At 56.8% G+C, this 18,105-nt stretch carries 11 protein-coding genes and 1 pseudogene; 8 read left to right on the forward strand and 4 right to left on the reverse strand.

The window, feature by feature from the left end:
• Positions 1 to 33: 33 nt before the first annotated feature.
• From AC3IUA_RS12685 to AC3IUA_RS12710, 6 genes are all read left to right on the forward strand, one after another.
• Positions 34 to 843, forward strand: coding sequence for an amino acid ABC transporter ATP-binding protein (locus tag AC3IUA_RS12685; protein WP_489361338.1), 810 nt, complete (start codon positions 34 to 36; stop codon positions 841 to 843).
• Positions 843 to 1,484 carry an amino acid ABC transporter permease gene (locus tag AC3IUA_RS12690; RefSeq protein ID WP_489361340.1) on the forward strand — a complete coding sequence of 214 codons (642 nt, stop codon included), beginning with the start codon at positions 843 to 845 and terminating at the stop codon, positions 1,482 to 1,484. The genes AC3IUA_RS12685 and AC3IUA_RS12690 overlap by 1 nt, the downstream gene beginning before the upstream one ends.
• Positions 1,481 to 2,143: an amino acid ABC transporter permease gene (locus tag AC3IUA_RS12695; RefSeq protein ID WP_489361342.1), complete on the forward strand. Its 663-nt coding sequence runs from the start codon at positions 1,481 to 1,483 to the stop codon at positions 2,141 to 2,143. Before AC3IUA_RS12690 ends, AC3IUA_RS12695 begins: the two co-directional genes overlap by 4 nt.
• Positions 2,144 to 2,200: 57 nt before the next feature.
• On the forward strand, positions 2,201 to 3,034 hold the full coding sequence (locus AC3IUA_RS12700) for a substrate-binding periplasmic protein (protein WP_489361343.1): 834 nt from the start codon (positions 2,201 to 2,203) through the stop codon (positions 3,032 to 3,034).
• Between the two features lie 84 nt (positions 3,035 to 3,118).
• Positions 3,119 to 4,144, forward strand: a complete 1,026-nt coding sequence (locus AC3IUA_RS12705; RefSeq protein WP_489361345.1) for an Ldh family oxidoreductase — start codon at positions 3,119 to 3,121, stop codon at positions 4,142 to 4,144.
• Positions 4,145 to 5,283: 1,139 nt separating this feature from the next.
• On the forward strand, positions 5,284 to 9,918 hold the full coding sequence (locus AC3IUA_RS12710) for an NACHT domain-containing protein (RefSeq protein WP_489361347.1): 4,635 nt from the start codon (positions 5,284 to 5,286) through the stop codon (positions 9,916 to 9,918).
• 140 nt (positions 9,919 to 10,058) lie between these two features.
• Here AC3IUA_RS12710 and AC3IUA_RS12715 read toward each other — a convergent pair.
• Together AC3IUA_RS12715 and AC3IUA_RS12720 are read right to left on the reverse strand one after the other, a co-directional pair.
• Positions 10,059 to 10,281: pseudogene (locus tag AC3IUA_RS12715) on the reverse strand (IS5/IS1182 family transposase); the annotation flags it as partial.
• On the reverse strand, positions 10,278 to 11,552 hold the full coding sequence (locus tag AC3IUA_RS12720) for a peptidase MATCAP family protein (RefSeq protein ID WP_489361348.1): 1,275 nt from the start codon (positions 11,550 to 11,552) through the stop codon (positions 10,278 to 10,280). The pseudogene AC3IUA_RS12715 and the gene AC3IUA_RS12720, both read right to left, overlap by 4 nt.
• A 351-nt stretch (positions 11,553 to 11,903) precedes the next feature.
• Here AC3IUA_RS12720 and AC3IUA_RS12725 point away from each other — a divergent pair, with 351 nt between their 5' ends.
• Entirely contained in the window at positions 11,904 to 13,097 is a 1,194-nt protein-coding gene (locus AC3IUA_RS12725) for a patatin-like phospholipase family protein (RefSeq protein WP_489361350.1), read from the forward strand.
• Positions 13,098 to 13,172: 75 nt separating this feature from the next.
• Here AC3IUA_RS12725 and AC3IUA_RS12730 read toward each other — a convergent pair whose 3' ends face one another.
• A complete protein-coding gene (locus AC3IUA_RS12730) occupies positions 13,173 to 13,865 on the reverse strand; it encodes a hypothetical protein (RefSeq protein WP_489361351.1) in 693 nt (230 codons plus the stop codon).
• A 371-nt stretch (positions 13,866 to 14,236) separates the two neighbouring features.
• Between AC3IUA_RS12730 and katG the strand changes: the two genes are divergently transcribed.
• Positions 14,237 to 16,528, forward strand: a complete 2,292-nt coding sequence (gene katG / locus AC3IUA_RS12735) for a catalase/peroxidase HPI (RefSeq protein ID WP_489361353.1) — start codon at positions 14,237 to 14,239, stop codon at positions 16,526 to 16,528.
• Positions 16,529 to 16,836: 308 nt separating this feature from the next.
• On the opposite strand, the gene AC3IUA_RS12740 is transcribed toward katG, so the two are convergent.
• On the reverse strand, positions 16,837 to 18,102 hold the full coding sequence (locus AC3IUA_RS12740) for an MFS transporter (protein WP_489361354.1): 1,266 nt from the start codon (positions 18,100 to 18,102) through the stop codon (positions 16,837 to 16,839).
• Positions 18,103 to 18,105: the final 3 nt, after the last annotated feature.

Here is an 18,105-nt window from a genome sequence, read left to right on the forward strand (position 1 = left end):
AGCATGGCGCCCACCCTGTACGGAGAAAAAATAATGAGCAGCATGACCGCGATCGAAACCGCACCGTCCTTGTCGCCGCGCCTGCAGTCGAATGCCGAGCCGTTCCTGCGCCTGGATGCCATCCATAAGCAGTTTGGTCCCTATCCCGTCTTGCACGATGTGTGCTTTGAGATGGAAAAGGGTGAAGTGGTGGCCATCATCGGTCCCAGCGGATCCGGAAAAAGTACCTTGCTGCGTTGCATCAACCAGTTGGAGCCGCCGACCCGGGGCCGGGTCAGCATGGCCGGCGTGCACATCGAGGCCGGGCGTGCGCTGCCCAGGAGCGAGCTGCTGAAGTTGCGCCGGCGCATCGGCATGGTGTTTCAGTCGTTCAACCTGTTCCCGCACCTCACGGTGCTGCGCAATGTCAGCCTTGCGCAGATCCGCACTATGGGCCGCAGCGCCAAGGAAGCCGATGCAAGGTCCCTGCAATTGCTCGATCGGGTCGGGCTCGCCGACAAGGCCCATTACTATCCGGCGCGCTGTTCCGGTGGCCAGCAGCAACGCATCGCCATCGCCCGGGCCCTGGCCCTGGAACCCGAACTGATGCTGTTCGACGAACCGACCTCGGCGCTCGATCCCGAACTGGGGCTGGAAGTGCTGGCGGTGATGAAAGAGCTGGCGCGCGAGGGGATGTCGATGATTGTCGTCACCCACGAAATGCATTTTGCCGAGACCGTTTCCGATCGGGTAGTGGTCATGGCTGAAGGTCGCATCATCGAGCAGGGGCCCAGCGTGCAAGTCATGCGTGACCCACGGCACGAGCGGGTGATCCAGTTTCTGCAGGCTGTGAGGAATCGCTGATGCTGGACATACTGAGTGTGTTGCTGCGCGGTGTGCCCTGGACCATCGCCGTGACTTTGGGGGCCTTCAGCATCGGCGTGGTGATGGGTTTTCCAATCTGCGCCTTGCGCATGTCGAACTTGCGTGTGTGCCGGCTTGGCGCGGCAATGCTGGTGCTCACCTTGCGTTCCATTCCGCCGATCGTCTGGCTGTTTTTTATCTTCTTCGGCATTGGCGGCGGGTACGTCACGCTGTCGCCATTCGCCGCCGCGGTGCTCGGTCTGGGGCTGATTACCGCGGCGCACATGGCCGAAGTCTACCGAGGCGCGTTCGCGGCAATTCCGGACGGGCAATACGAGGCGGCGAATGTTCTCAGCCTGACGGCGCCGCAGCGTTTTTTTGATGTCATCCTTCCGCAGTTGGTGCGCATCGCCATTCCCACCTCGGCGACTTATGCGATTGGCCTGCTCAAGGACTCGGCGGTGGCCTCGACCATCGGTGTCGGCGATATCAGCTTTGAGGCCTATCAAGTGTCCCAGCAAACCTTTCAGGGGTTGGGCGTGTATAGCGCGGCGGCCTTGGTCTACCTGATCCTCAGCGTACCGGTGGCGTTATTTTCCCGCTGGTTGTCTACCACGCTGAAGCAGAGGATTTCCCGATGACAGAACTTCTGAATCTGTGGGCGGCCTGGTTTCCCGAGCTGTGGAAGGGCTTTGTGTTGTCCATGCAGGTCACCGCCGTCAGCCTGGTCCTCGGGATTGTCCTGGGGCTGGTACTCGCCCTCGGGGTGTCTGCGTCGAGCAAGACCCTGCGCTACCCGGCCTTGATCATCGTTGAACTCGGGCGCGGCGCCCCGGCGCTGATCCTGCTGCAGTATTTCTATTTTGGCCTGCCCTCGGTGAATCTGACGCTGACTTCATTTTGGGCGGCGGCGTTGGCATTGGCCTACTGCGCGGCGGCCTACACCAGCGAAATCATTCGCGGCGGCATTGAGGCCGTGGCCCAGGGGCAGAACGAAGCCGCCGAGGTGATCGGCCTCAGCCGCGTCGACGCGCTGCGGTTCATCATTCTGCCCCAGGCCTTGCGGGTGGCACTGCCGTCATTGCTCGGCTTCTCGATCATGATGTTCCAGGCCTCATCGCTGTGCTTCACCATCGCTCTCCCGGAAATCGTCAGCCGCGCCTCGGCCATCGGCTCGTCGACGTTTGAGTACATGCCCGTGCTGGCCCTGGCGGGACTGATGTATGCCGCTGTTTGCGCGCCCGCGACCCTGGGTGTGGCGGCACTGGAGAGAAGATTGGCGCCGAGCCGGCAAGCATGAACATTTCACTCACGCTGCTTTCTTCAAACGATGCTTTCTCATTGGAAAGGTGAAGTAATGATGACGTCATTTCAAGGCATTATCCGTTGGGCATTCCTGTGTTCGGCCGTCGCTGGCGCACCTTATGCGTTTGCTGACTGTAAACCCGCCCACCAATTTGAAACCCTCACTCCGGGAGTCTTGACCGTCGCTGCATGGGTATTCCCTCCCTATTCGATCCCGGGCCCTGACAATCAGGCGAGCGGTGTTGACGGCGAGATCATCAAGCGGGTGGCGGCCAAAGAGTGTCTTGAAATCAAGTCGACTGTCGTGGACCCTGCGGCCGTCATTCAGTCGGTGATTGCCAAACGTGCAGACGTTGCCATCGGTGACTGGTACCGAACAGCGGAGCGTAACAAGGTACTTGGGCTTTCGGCCCCCTTGTACCTGGACGTCATGGGGATTATCTCCCCTCAAGGCTATTCCAGGATTTCCGAACTGGAAGGCAAGCGTGTCGGCACGGTACAGGGTTATCTCTGGGTGGACGATCTGAAAAAAGTCCTCGGCGACAACCTGATTCTGTATCCCAATCCCGTGGCGATGGCACAAGATCTGGCGTCCAACAGGATTCAGGCCGGTGCTGACAGCTTCGCCGTCGGTGTAGCCTCTCAACAGAAGGGGGCGTATCAGGGCCATAGCATCAAAGTATCGGAGCCCGATCCCCGGGTAAAAGCCACCCTTGAACCTGGGCAAACCAGTTTCCCCTACACCAAATCCAATGCTGCACTGGGTCACGCGCTGAGTGAAAATATCCAGGCATTGCACCGTTCTGGAGAGATCGCCGAAATCCTCGCATCCTTTGGACTTGATCACAAAGCAGCCGATGTGGGGGCGCCTCGCCTGTTGGAATAACACGTGGCAGAGGGCCGAACGAGCCGACTGCTCCTGCGGACGATTCGGCCCCTGCGCTGGCCTCAAGACTGCTCTGGAGAAATGATGGACGATCCTTCACTGGTCAAGCGTCTTTCGCTTGAAGAAGCTACCGCTTTCGCTCGGCAGCAATGTTTAGCCTACGGGGCCAGCGAGGCTGTGGCGCAGGCGCTCGCCAATGCCACTGTTTCTGCACAGGCCCATGGCATGCAGGGGGTAGGCTTCGCCCATTTGCCCGATTACCTGAGTGGATTTGCCACCGGACGTATTGCAAGAGCGGTGGAGCCGATCATGACCCATGTGGCGCCAGCCATGATTCGCTGCGATGCGCAAAGAGGCATTGCGCAGTTGGGATTCGACCAAGCGTTCGCGTCGTTTTGTGCTACCACGAAACAGCAGGGCATCACCCTGTTCGCCCAGCACAATGCGTTTACCTGTGGTGAACTGGGTTATTACACCCGTCGCCTGGCGGCTGAAGGACTCGTCGGGCTGGCGTTCACCAATGGCCCGCCGCTGCTGACTGTTTCAGGCCAGAGCCGTCCTATGTATTCGACTAATCCCATGGCGTTTGCCGCGCCAGGTGCGGATGGGCGCAAAGTGCTGATTGACCAGTCAAGCAGCGCAACGGCGTACGTCAACCTCCTTAGAGCGGCCGAAGCGGGGGAGGCTATTCCCGCAGGATGGGCCGTCGACGCGCAGGGCAACGAAACACTGAGTGCTCGCGAGGCATTGAATGGCACCTTGTTGGCGTTCGGTGGCAGTCGCGGAGCGAACATCGCGTTGATGGTCGAAGTCCTTGCCGGCTGTGTTACGGGCGCCAATTGGTCGCTGGACGCGCCGGACTACCGTGCAGGCAACGACTCACCCGGCTCGGGATTGCTGGTCATAGCCATTGCTCCCCGGTTACTCGATGAGCGCTTCGAATCTCGGCTGGCGGAGCAAATGACGCGTCTTGCAGCCATGGGCATCTACCATCCTGGCAAAGCGAAAGAGGAGGCTTACGCGAGTGCGATGCGTGAGGGCATCTGTCTGCCCTTGGCGTTGCTCGAGCAAATCGGTCGGACCTCCCTCGACGAGTGCCACGTCGCTTAGTTGCAATTTGAACCGGCCCGGGGACAGACGCCGATCCCCTTATCATTGGCGTGTCCACGGTCTGCTTACCTAATAAAACAGGGACATATCACTGCAACCCTCTCGGCGCGCGACTTCTGCCATAGAGAGACTGAGTGGAGGAAACATCATTTTAAGCAGTGCAGCTTTTCGTTCGGGTGAATAGAAAGGCATGACCATACTCTTGCCGCCCCCGGAATGCTTTTTAAGAATTCGGAGAGGCGACAATTACCCTGACACGGGGGCCCATGGGGTTCCACTGAATTCCAAGGAGAAAGAAGAAACGACCCTCGGGTCTTTTTTCGTTTGTGTGATATTCCGCTGAAATCCACTGCGCTCCAGCAGCATTCAGCGATTGTAGGTCCATTTTTTCGGCGTCCCCTAGGTCAAGACTTGTTTGGGCGTTGCTGCGTTGGCACAAACATTTCGTTGAAGCCTTGTGTGGTCGGCACCGAGGACTTCACGCAACCGGAGCTTCATGGTGTCAGCCTTAGTAGTGTCAAGCGCACTCAGCCGCATGACAACTTTGGTCTTGCGGTCGCCATCTTCCAGCTGCTAGTTATGGGCAAGCATCCTTATGCTGGCCGTTATAGTGAGGCAGATCTCGGTCTGGGCCAATCGATTGCGCAGAACCGCTTCGCTTTTTCAATCTCGCGTTGGACGGGGGGCAAACTTTTTCTGCGTGTCAGATGGGAGAGCTAACCCTGCGAACCAACAGTAAAACAGAGAGCGTTTTTTAGGTTGCTCGATCTATGGCCGTTGCATGCATACTGAATTCCTCTGTCCGGACTACCGGTCCCCGATGCGTATAGAGGGGCACTACCTGATTGCGCTGCGGAGGCTGGATTCCGTTGTACTAGGTGACGGGTAGCCGGATGGCTCTACATGGCGCCGGCAAGACATCTGGGGTTGTACAGATTATCGTGGTAAAGGTGAGCCCGTTTTTTGCACCCATACAGAAACACACATTACTCCTCCTATCACCTCAGCCTCTGTTTGGTTGAGTGGTTAGGGCTGTTACTAGATGCTGATGTTTTTCAGTTGAAGTCCCTGCTACACCTGAGGTTCGCTCGCCGTCCTTCCAGGCTGGCACTTTTCTATCTTCATGGACGGAACAATTTATGAGTCAACCCCCCATCAGCGGCAAATCGCTTCAGCAGTCTCTGGATTTTTTGCGCTCTGAGCTCTTGTCCTTATCTCCAGCGGGCCCAAATGGGTTTGAAGGTCTTGTTGCTACTGCTCTGGCTGATCTCACGGGGTTGACCTTTAGGCTGGCAAAGAGCGGTTCTCAATTCGGGCGTGACGCTAGCACCCCTCGTGCTCACTTTGCGATTGCAATGGAAGCTAAGCGGTATCAAGACTCACTCAGGCTGGAGGATGTAGCAGGGAAAATTTGGATTGCGGCAGAAGAGCTTGCCTCAAATATTGATGTGTGGGTGCTTTGTGCAACATCTGAAATGGGAGACGGCGTGCTCGCGAAGTTGGAAGCCATGCTGGAAAAGCGTGGCATCAGTTTGCTGATGCTTGATTGGACTATGGCACAGCTTTCGCGATTGGCGGTGCTTTTAGCAAGTGCTCGTGGGAAGGTCAGGCAATGGTTTGAGATTCATACAGCAGTTGGACTCGCATCAAAGATTGATGCTGCACTTGCAGATATTGAGGCGGACCACGCATTTTTATCAGCGCATCAAAAATTAAAGCAGGAAGCTAGTGCGGGTTACTCTGGCCTCGGGACACTTTCTGAGACAAATCGGACCTGGTGTAGTCGAGTGTTTTCGGAGCGATTGTCGTCAAAACAAGCGTTTGGTCAATATCTGACAGTGCAAGATAGTGCATTCCCGGCCATTGCTCGCCCCTCAATTGAAGCTGCTTTAAATAATGCAGTTTTCTCTCCGCAACCGGCTTTAGGATGTATTGCTATCCTCGGGCCTGAAGGTGCCGGAAAATCTTGGCTGGCTGCACAATTGTGGGTGAAAGCAGCGCCTCAACCCATACTAATCATCGGTGGTACTCAGGTTGTCGACTTAATCGATCCAAAGGATCCACTAGGCACTTTGGCGAGGCTAATTTCAGCTCAAGGGGAGGGTGACTTTGATGAGTCCGCAGAGCGTTGGGGGCGACGACTGCGTAGATGGAGGCAGCGCCCAGCTGCTCAATTAAATGATCCGCTTAGATTCTTGGTCGTAGTTGATGGGCTCAATGAACGGAGTGGTATGCCGTGGGCCGACACAATCGTTAGGCTAGTGGCAGAAGTGGAAAAGCTTGGTGGGCGCTTGATCTTAACCTGTCGTGAACGGTTTTGGGATCGTGAGATAGCACCCCGTTTGGCGGGGATCAATATCATCCCAGTAAGAGTGGGAGGTTACCAAACTGAGGAGCTCTGCGAACTGCTTTTACGACGTGGTATTCCTGCCGAGAGCATTCCATCGTCGGTGCGTGAGTTTATGCGCAATCCTAGAATCTGTTCCGTTGCTTTAGATTTACTTGGTCGCTTATCTGCGAATGCAGATGAACTCACAATAGAGCGTTTGTTATTAGAGTATTGGAGGCGTCGTCTAGAAGAGCGCGGTGATCTCACAGCCCACAATATTCGTGACTTTGAAAAGCTACTTCGGTCTCACGCTAATGCACTGCGTAAAAATCGAGGTGTTCAATTTGATCGAGACGATTGGCTCGAACACTCCGGAGCTGCTAAACGAAGTGATGGGCGCTCAGTGGAGCATGACCTAACAGACATTGAGGAGGGGGCGTTTCTGAAAGTGGTGGAGAACGAGGAAGGCTTCTACGAATTCAAGTCCGAGACAGTTCCTTTTGCTTTAGGGTTAATGGTCGCTCGTGAGCTACAAGACGAGGTTCGAAAGTCTGGCCGTGCTCCATCTGAAGTGATTGATAGTATCGTTGAAGAGGTTCAAGGGTTTGACCTCGTTGGTGAGGCTTTGCGATCGGCTGCTGGGATTGCCTGCTTTGAGGAAAGTTACCCTGCTCACGCTCGTGCTGCACTTATCTCTGCATGGTTGGAGCTGCAAAACATTCCTGACTCTGCATATGAATGTCTTGTGGCCTACACCAATGCAAACCCAGAAGCTGTTTTAGATGCCACTGAGACTGCCTATGATGAACATACCAATGCTCGAAGACGCCAATGGTTGCTAGGGGCGTTGCTCAGCTCTATAGAACGGCCGCGTGTAGCATCTGCGGCTGATTTACGTATAGGTAAATGGCTCGCCCGCTGGTCACGAGTTCCTCGTCAACTGGGGAGGCTTGATGATAGGGAAACGACTCGGGTTAAAGAGCAAGCAGAGAGGATTTCAGAAAGACTCAGTCACTTAACGCAAGAAGAACAGAGATTTTTTGCGAAATGGTGTGAGGACGTTGGCTCCCCGGATTCGACTCAGTTAGATCTGCCAGCAGCCTTTTTGTTGGCTGCTAGACCACAAGCTGCCTATGCAGAAAGTTTTTTGGCTTGGGCATTCGCCTGGTCCGTCACTGGCGATTACCAACGAGCAGATGTCGAGCTAGCTTGGGTGATTCGATTTAACAAAATAGACTTCCCTGAATTTGAGCGCAATTTGCTAGCCGCCGTTGAAGCTCTAATTAGTTCACCACATACGGAGGTGACCCGGAAGGCAGCAGCGATTGCTTTACGTATGCTTGGAACGGTACAGGGCTCCATCGAGGCTGACCGACTGAATCCTCGTAAGCCAGGAGAGCGCTGGCGTCAGGTGGAGAGCCTCTGTGCAACAGACCCTTATGATCCAGTGTCAGAGTTTCCAGCGAACCTTGGTAATGGGATTGATTGTGTAAACACACTGGAGCCCTCAAGTTTGTGGAGTCAATACGTTGGAGATGCGGGAAGCAACGAGTTGGAGTCTATTATTCCTGCTTTGGCTCGATTTGATATTGATTCGGTAATGCCATTACTGCGAAAGGTTGCTCGTGAGGCTCAGGTGAGAAGTTATATGCCGCTCAGGCAGCTCAGTTGGCAGTTGCAATGGATTAGTCCTTTGTTTGATCGCGAGACACTAGAGGCGGTGCACTATGGTTACAATCGGCTTGTTCAGAAATCCGATCTTTTAGTCGGTTCTGATACGACGCATGTGCCGGCTTCGGTTCTCCTCAGCTTGCTCCCGCATTTTGAAGCTAATGAGCAACTGCAGTTATATCTCAAGCTCCCTGGTAGTGTTGAGGATTGGTATGCGTTCCGCGAAGTTTTTAAGGCTCTGGGTGCCACTGATTTCGAGTTTTTCTTATTGGAGACAGAACAGGATTTGCGTCTTTTCCGTCGTGTATTGTTCTTTGCCTCGGCTCATTGCGTAGCTTTAACTGATAATAGCCGGCAGGTGCTCGCGCGTGCTTTGAAGCAAAAGAATCAGGATGTTGTGACTTATGCATCAGAGGTCGCATATGTAGCCCGTGATGCGGAACTCGACAATGTGGTAATCACTGCAGCGAAACAACGTATTCCTGAGTCCAGTTTAGGAGATGAAGCTTTTTGGATAAGTAGGGCAGTAACTGCTGCAGTCGTTTCGACTGGAAATGTTCATGAGTCAGCATTGATCACTCATGGCTTCCTTGGTTTTGCTGCTGAACAGTTTGCGGGCCTGCTAGATAGGCAATTGATTTCGGAAGTGAGTTTGGTGATTAATCGATTGCTTCTTCCTATTACCACCGCCGAACCTGAACTTGGAAAGTTGTTTTTGGAAGGGGGGCGTAATGGTAAGGAAATCACTCGCTCAGTAAAAGATCGAGCTGAGGAACGTGATGAACAGGATTCTGATACGCTGAAAGCTCTTTCTAAGCAAATGGGAGCCTTAGGGGTTGGAGTTGAAGAGTTTCTTGATCGGCAAGAAATCCTGGGTGACGAGTCCAACGCATATTTGCGTGACTTGACTAGCGAGAAAGCACAGGCTCTAGCACGGGTTCCTGATCTTGTTGGGTTGAAGAGATTGGTGAGAGTCGCTCCAGAAACTGTAGCCATTTGGGTTGAGCGTATTCTTGCGGAAACCGACAAAGGGCGTTTGTCAAATATACGTAACATAGCTTTGGTTCTTGCAGAGGCATTGGCTATAGGGGATCCAGCGTCTGCTGCTGCTCTTTTAAGTCATGTGAAACGCCTGCGGAGTCCTATCGAGCTATTGGTCGGGCACGCTCGAGTACCGCAGCACATAGTTTCTCTATTTGCTGGGCCTGCGGTTGAGGTTTTGTCAGATTTAAGGATAAGAGCGCTGGACAACGCCATGACAGATGCCGATCTTGAAACTTTGGTATTTGTTGCAGAGTCTGGCGGTCATAGCGTATGGCTTCGTAGCTGGATTCAGTATGAGGTCGAATCGGCCATCCCTGGACGTATTGCTCGGGCGTTAACAGTTGAGGGAATGCGAAATGATGACGAGCCATCGGTACTGCTAAGTCGTAGTTGGGGTGGTGGGTTTCTGGAGCATGTTGCCGAACGAGCGAGATTCGCTTACAAACGAAATGTTTGGTCTAGATATTGGTATGTCCAGGCAGTCAGCTCTTCAGAGCCTATTGAGTTCTGGAGATTTGGGGTGCTATTGGCTGGCATCACAGATGTTCGCGCATTTCATTGGTTTGATGCTGATCTCAATACACCCGTCATGCAGCGATTTGGGAGCGAGCTCTTTAAACGCGTCCGTAAGGCGGCAGAAAAGAGATCAAAAAAACGGAAAGATACTTTGTATGGACAGACAAAGCCGAACAAAGTTTTGTCTCAGGTACTGATTAGCCAATGTGTCTAGTGGGGGGCGGGGAACTGCACTGAGTTTGTGATTTGCAACGGGGTTTCCATACTTAACGATCTACAAAGCAGCTCAAGCCAATTTCCAAGAAGCGCTTCATTGAAGGTTGTGAGTTGTAGAAAAAAGCGACCTTCGCAGACCAAGGCCAATTCAGCTTTCGCACCCTCTAGCTCTCGTAGCAAGAAGCGAGCGTTGCCAAACAACCACTGTTTAAGGTTGCCGAAGGGATGCTCCACGACGGATCTTCGGCTGACCATCATTTCGGGATGCGCCTGCGTCGGTGCATTGCGCTTTCAGCGGGCAGTCAGTGCAGTCGCTAACCGTCGCCTGGTGGCCGGGATACCACTTCTGATTCTGTCTCAAGCGCTGGCATTGGCTTCATGCTCGTCTGCGAAGGCCATGAGCACCTCCAGATCGAGCACATCCAGTTTGATCCGGGCGATAAAGGCGGAGAACGCCAGGTTGGCGGCGAGCAGCCGCAGATCGGCGACCCAGGCGGGAAGATGGACCGGCCCCTGGAGCCAACCGGACTCGAAGAGCGGGGCCAGGCGTACGGTATCCCCCAGGCTGAGGCGTCCGGCGAACAGATAGCCCACCAGTTCCGGCCGGTTGTCGCGGATCGCTATGCGCAGCAGGGTATGGACGCCAAGCAAACCGGTCAGGTAGGCGGCATCCTTGGTGAACGCCGAACCGCCGCGCAGGTCGGCGCCGCGGAAAACCCGTTGGGTCGAGCGGAAGGACTCCTCCTGGGACTGACCGGCTGCGAGAAAACCTTCGAATACCTGGATGAAATCGGCGCCATCCAGCGCCTGCTGGACCGCGAGCACGCGCAGGGCGAGACGGCGCAGGCGGTTGATGTCCATGCTGCCGGTGAACAGCTCGGCCAGGGTGGCGATACCCTCCTGAGTCTGGGTCGTGCGTGGCGCACCCAGGCCCAGGCTTTTCAGGTTGGGTTGGAGCGCGCCGTTTTGTGCCGTGGCGACATGCACGAAGGCCTCATGCTGCAATAGCTGGTTCTTGTCCAGTTCAGAGAACAGCGCGCTGGCACGCAGGCGGATGCGACTCGCCCCGGCGATGGCCTTGGCGGCCAGGGTCGGATCGAGCACCACCGTAATCCGGCCCGGGCCGAAGAAGCGGTCCAGTTCCGGCTGCATCCAGGCGGCAAAGACCTCGGCCGGGATCTCGGCCTGGCTCGGTGGAATCTGCGCCCCCCCCAGAAGGGCGTCGGTGGTTTTCAGGAAGAAATGGGCCGCGTCCAGCATGCTCAGCTTCTGGCTCGGGTAGTAGAAGTCCGGACGCCGGTACAGCGCTGACGAGTACCGGGTGAAGTCGGGCGTGCCAATGGCACCCAGCATGCGCCCGGCCGTGGCATAGCTGCGCGCCGTCATGGCGAGGTAGCGCCCGGCTGGATGCCCCTCATCGCAGTGGCCGGTAAATGCTTCCAGGGCAGCGATGTCGGCGCTGTGCTCGCGCGGGCGCAGCTCGACCCTGGGCAGTTCTGCCTGCCCGGCGCGCCAACGCGCCAGGAATACCTCCTCGACCCCATCCGGCCAGGCCAAGGCATCCAGCACGCGGATCTTGCGGGTCAGGCCGGGCAGGGCGGCATCGAGTTCGGACAGGGGCGCGACGCTCACGCAAACCTCCTTGGGCGATGTGGGTCAATCTCAAAAGAGTAGTCGTTGTCCAGGCTTCGCGTTGCGGGCGGTCAACAGCCCGCGTTTGATGGCTGCCAGGCCATCTGTGCACCTGTTGCTCTTTGAAACAGTGACGATTGAGAGTCTCCAAGTGCAAGGGATTGCTTACAGAACCTGGGGGCATCGAGTTTTTTTCTCACCTAAAGGAGCGCAAGATGAGCTACTGGACGTTCGAACAACGTGTCGCGGTCGGCTTGCGCGTAGCCCTCCCGGGCACCACGGGTAAGGACAATTCACCGAATCCCACGATAAGCGCTTTCGCTGTCGACTGCAGGGAACGGGGGAGGCGTTTTGAAACCATTCCTGCTCAGACCAAGTGCCTCAACGTTGAACATGTTGCTTCAAGGTTGCCTGCAGCGCCGTGACGCTGTGCCACCCGCTTTAACGGAAAAAGCGGTCGTCCCCGGCATTCCAAATGCTCGCTACTGGCTAGACCTGGATCTGACTTCGTTCATCCAGGATGCAACTCAGGCCAACATTCGCGAGCGCGAGGAACTCGTCAGAGCAGGGAAGCCAAGCGACATCCTGCCGTTGGCAAGTATGCTGGCCGTTTCGGGTGGCGGCGACGCAGGCACATTTGCGGCGGGACTTATCGCGGGATGGACCCTGCATGGGACTCGACCTATGTTCAAGGTCGTCACGGGTATTAGCGCAGGCGCGCTGGTCGCCCCGTTCGCCTACCTGGGGCCTCAGTACGATAGCGTCATCCTGGGGATTTCCAACGCAATCGGTCCAAAAGACTTTTTCCATTCGCGAAATGTCCTGACCCGGCTTGCCAGCGACGGTATGGCGGACAGCAAGCCACTGTCGCGGCTCATTGCAAAGTACGTCACGCCTGAGGTGCTTGCGGCGATCGCGGCGCAATACGCAAAAGGACGACTGCTGATGATCGGCACAACCGACCTCGATTCAGCGCGGCCAGTCACTTGGAACATGGGGGCTATTGCCTCCAGCCAGGCACCGGGAGCGCTCGAGTTGTTTCGCAACATCATGGTCGCATCGATGAGTATTCCCGGCGCCGTCTCACCGGTCATGATCGATGTGGAGGTCGACGGCCATCAGTTCCAGGAAATGCACGTGGATGGAGGGGTCATCACTCAGGTGTTCCTATACCCACCTGGCACCGTGATGGCGCTGAACAAGGTCCCTGGAGCCATTTTGCGATGCGGGCGTCATTTCTATGTCATTCGCAATGGGAGACTGGAGCCGCAATGGTCCGGGACGAAGCGCCGTACGTTGAACATCGGCGGTCGAGCCATCAGTGCCTTGATTCAAACCCAGGGAATAAGCGACCTGGATCGAATTTACCGTATCGCGCTGCAGGATGAGGCGGACTTCAATCTTGCGTACATCGGCTCTGACTTCTACTTTCCGCGCAATCAGAAATTCGATGGCGAGTACATGAAGCGTTTATTCGATTACGCCTTTCAACTCAGCGCGAAGGGCTATCCGTGGCATAAGTCGCCGCCGAGAGAGAATACGTGAGGGGCCCGATTCTCTGGACTCCCGTACGGGCAATACAGTCATCGTCGGGCGCGCACTGGGAGGTGCCCTTGGTTTTCAGGATCGAGCTGCTGGACCGTCACCCTCAGTTCGCTCAGACGATTGCCGGGGCTTGCTGGAAAGTAGCTTCGCGTGGGCTGCAGTCCACCGCCTGTTACGTCCCGTGTCGAGGGTTGCCAGGTCATTAGTCAGCCGCGCAGGTGACTCCCCGGTGACTTCGCACAGCAGCGCTGTTATAGCGTCCCCGTCAACCGTGCCGTGCGCTTGTAGAAGATCCGCCACAGCGCTGACAGCGGGCCAGTACCGGCGCACCAGACAACTGGACCGGGCGATTGCCCGGGATTCGGCGTCGAGCAGCTTTCGTGCGGGCAGCAAGCTTATCAATTCGTGACCCCGGCGCCGGTCACCCCAGCCGCTGGCGCCGATGAATTTGTCAGATTGGGTGTGCCGGTAGACGGCTTCGGCCACCGGGCCGGCGAAGCAATTGAGAAGGTCTCGTTCAATTGACTCGACCATAGAGGGCAGGTATTCAGCAATCCCGGGGGCGTTGAGGGCTGGGTGCTGGACAAAGTAATCAGCCTCGACCAACCCCTCTACGTTTTGTGGGTTGCCGCGCAGATCAATCATTGGGCCGCTGAAGGCTTCCGTCCTGGTGCGCACAGTGACGCGCTTGATGGGCTGACCATTCCACCAAAAGGCCAGGGCGTGGCCAGCTTCGTGGACGGCCGTGCGACGCGGGCGCTGATTCATGATCTGGTCCTCCTCCGTGCAGGTCACGTAACAAGGTCTTCAACGAGAGCTACTCTCTGCTCCATCACCAGGGTTCAAGTAAAAGATTGTGTCTATCAAGACCCAATACTGCGGCTATTAGCTATCTTCTATAGAGGGTCTAGCATTGATTTAGCGCTGGCGTAAGCTGGCCGGTCGAGACCTGATAAGACATACGAATGAGTCAGAAGCGTACTAGGCTTGCCGTGGGCCTCCTGGCTGGCAACTTGATTGCCGCTATCGAAGTATTCCCGTGAGGCTTTGATGATCAGTTGATCGAACTGCTGGCCCTGCAGCCTATGTCATCGATTTCGCTCGTCGCTATTGCGCGCCCGGCCGGGCCGGATAGCTGGATGAACACGACCAAAGGTAGCTCACACATGGCAACTGAATCGAAATGCCCATTCCATGCCACCGCTGGCGGTGGCACGACGAACCGCGACTGGTGGCCGAACCAACTGAATCTGAAGGTCCTGCACCAGCACTCGTCCCTGTCCGACCCCATGGACGAGGGCTTCAACTACTCCGAAGCGTTCAAGAGCCTGGACTTTGCGGCGGTCAAGCAAGACCTGCATGCGCTGATGACCGATTCGCAAGACTGGTGGCCTGCGGACTTCGGTCACTATGGGCCGCTCTTTATTCGCATGGCCTGGCACGCCGCAGGCACGTACCGCACCGGTGACGGACGTGGTGGTGCCGGCTCCGGTCAGCAGCGCTTCGCGCCGCTCAACAGTTGGCCGGACAACGTCAGCCTTGACAAGGCACGCCGGTTGCTTTGGCCGATCAAGCAAAAGTATGGCCGTAACATCTCCTGGGCCGATCTGATCGTCCTCACCGGCAACGTCGCGCTGGAGTCCATGGGCTTCAAGACCTTTGGTTTTTCCGGCGGTCGGCCGGACGTCTGGGAACCGGATGAGGCCGTCTACTGGGGTTCGGAAAACAAATGGCTGGGAGGCGACACTCGCTACGGAAAAGATAAAGAGCCAATGCAAGAGCCCGGCGAAGGCCCACTCGTCGCTGAGCCGGGGGAAAATGAGGAGAGCCGTACCGACCAAGGGCGCAATCTGGAAAACCCGCTCGCCGCGGTGCAAATGGGCCTGATCTACGTCAACCCCGAAGGTCCTGAAGGCAACCCGGATCCGCTCGCTGCGGCGAAGGACATTCGCGAAACCTTTGGTCGCATGGCGATGAATGACGAAGAAACCGTGGCTCTGATCGCCGGTGGCCACGCCTTTGGCAAGACCCACGGCGCCGGACCTGCCGACAACGTCGGCGCCGAGCCCGAAGCCGCGGGCCTCGAAGCACAGGGCCTGGGCTGGAAGAGCACCTTCGGCACCGGCAAAGGCGGCGACACCATCACCAGCGGTCTGGAAGTGACCTGGACCACTACCCCCACGAAGTGGAGCAACAACTACCTGGAAAATCTGTTCGGCTTCGAGTGGGAACTGACCAAGAGCCCGGCGGGTGCGAACCAGTGGACGGCGAAAAACGGCGCTGGCGCCGGCATTATTCCGGATGCTCACGACCCGTCCAAGCGGCGTAATCCGACCATGCTGACCACCGACCTGTCCCTGCGATTCGACCCGATCTATGAACCGATTTCACGGCGCTTCCTGGCGAATCCGGATCAATTGGCCGACGCGTTCGCCCGTGCCTGGTTCAAGCTGATCCACCGCGACATGGGGCCGCTCTCGCGCTACCTCGGCCCGGAAATGCCGAACGAAGAACTCCTGTGGCAAGACCCCATCCCGGCGGTCAACCATGCCCTGGTCAACGACAGCGACATCGCAGCACTCAAGAGCAAACTCCTGGCCTCGGGCCTGACTGTCTCGCAGCTGGTATCAACGGCCTGGGCGGCGGCTTCCACCTTCCGTGGCTCCGACAAGCGCGGCGGCGCCAACGGTGGGCGCCTGCGTCTCGCACCGCAGAAGTTTTGGCAGGCCAACCAGCCCGAGCAACTGGCGAACATACTGGCAAAACTGGAGGGTATCCAGAGCGAGTTCAACAGTGCACAAACCGGCGGCAAGAAGATCTCGCTGGCGGACCTGATCGTGCTGGCCGGCTGCGCTGGCGTCGAACAGGCGGCGAAAAATGCCGGGCACAGCGTGACGGTGCCTTTCACCCCAGGGCGTATGGACGCGACCCAGGAACAGACGGATGTAGAGTCTTTCGGGTTCCTGGAACCCGCCGCCGATGGCTTCCGTAACTACCTCAAGAGCAAATACAGCGTACCGGCCGAGGCGCTGCTGATCGACAAGGCGCAACTGCTGACACTCAGCGCGCCAGAAATGACCGTGCTCATTGGCGGCCTGCGCGTCCTGAACACCAACGTCGGACAAACCCCGCACGGGGTCTTCACGAAGCAGCCGGAGGCGTTGACCAACGACTTCTTCACCAACCTGCTCGACATGGGCGTGGAATGGAAACCGGTCTCGGAAGCCAACGAAGAGTTTGAAGGGCGCGATCGCAAAACCGGCGAAGTGAAGTGGACGGGCACCCGTGTCGATCTCGTCTTCGGCTCAAACTCGCAGCTGCGAGCCTTGGCCGAAGTCTATGCCAGCGCCGACGCGCAGGAGAAATTCGTCAAAGACTTCGTCGCGGCCTGGACCAAGGTGATGAACCTGGATCGCTTCGACCTTCGGTGACGCGGGCGTTAAACCTGTGAGGCCTTGAAGTGGGCCACCTCGACCTGGTCGCTCAGGTCGGGGTGGCTCGAGGGAGGTAGCCAAGAGTCGATGCGGCATATTCCATTCGGTGTTTCTGAAAACCCGCAACGCCTCCCTGTGCACGTTATTTGTACTCGGCATTGAAAAAAGAGGCTTCGGCCGCTTCGGCCTCTTTTTTTCGTTCCGGGCGGGGGACCACTGAAATCCAGCCTCTCCCAGTGTCCCCTTGACCGAATCCTCGCAAGAAGAGGCATTGAGCATGCCTCTCCTGGTTACCTGGAAGATTTTCAGGTTTGCGGTACGGTATTCCCGCTCGCAGCGATGGCTTTGTTCTGCACGGCCCGACACAGCAGGCTGGAGACCATGAACCCGAGAATGGCCAACAGGCTCATCAAACTGAAGACGTAGTTGTAGCCTGGCTGGCCAGGGAAACGGTCAAGGATTGCGCCATAGATCACGTAAGCGAACATGCCGGGCGCATAGCCAATCAGGCAACCAATACCGAAGGCCGAGCCGGTGATGTGCTGTGGGATGCCCACTTCGCCCATGGGCGCCCAGAACACACCGCGCATGGAGAAAACGATGAGTGCGAAGGAGAGGGTGGCCGCCATGCCCGCATAAATGAAACCGTGGCTTTTGGGGATGAGCATGATCACGCCCATGGTTGGCAGCAGTGCCAGGAATGCCCATTTCAGGTAACGGCTCGGACTCTTGAATTGCTTGTCGGCAATGAAGCCACCCGCAGGACCACCCAGGATCTTCAGGAAGTACTGGTTGATGATGCCGTACGCGCCCACCAATGCCACGGGAAGTTCGTAGATGTCTTTGAGGTAGGGAATGAAATAGGTCAGGCCACAATAAACGATGTAGACCATGAACACATTGAGGCTGACCAGCCAGATACCCGGTACCTTGAGGGCCTCGACCAGATTGGATAGGCCATTTTTCTGCTGCGTGCCCGGCTGCGTACTGCCGCCCCTGAGCAGGAACCAGGTCAGGGTCCCTGCAATGATGTCGATCGCCGAGTAAAAGAGGATGGCTGATTTCAAGCCATTCTCGCCGGAACCCATGGCAATGAAGACACCCAGGGCAGAGAACGCGACCACGGTATCAATGACCCCACGGCCTCCTTCTAAAAGTCCGAATAGGCGTCCTTGCTCCTTGTCATCGCCCAGATTGCGGATGGCTTTGAGCAGCGAGGGCCAAAAGATGCAGTCGGCGCAGACAGCCAACAGGCCGAATACGACCAGCAGATTGCTGAAGGGCGGAAAGGTCGCCAGGTAGAGTCCCAGGCTGCCGGTGCCGATCAGGCCAATGGGAATCAGCTTCCGAGTGTCGAAACGGTCTGCGAGGAGGCCACCCACGACAAACAGCGCGGTGGCAATGATGGCGTTAGCGCTCAGGAGCAAGCCGATTTCAGTATGGGTCAAGCCCATGAATTGCTGCATGGGTACATAGAAGGCGTCTTTCAGGTTCGCCAGCTTATAGATGGTGCCGCCACCGAGGATCAGTATCAGGAATCTGAGCCATTTGGCCTTATCACGTGCTGTCATTAT

The organism is Pseudomonas sp. KH_050, from assembly GCF_057838875.1.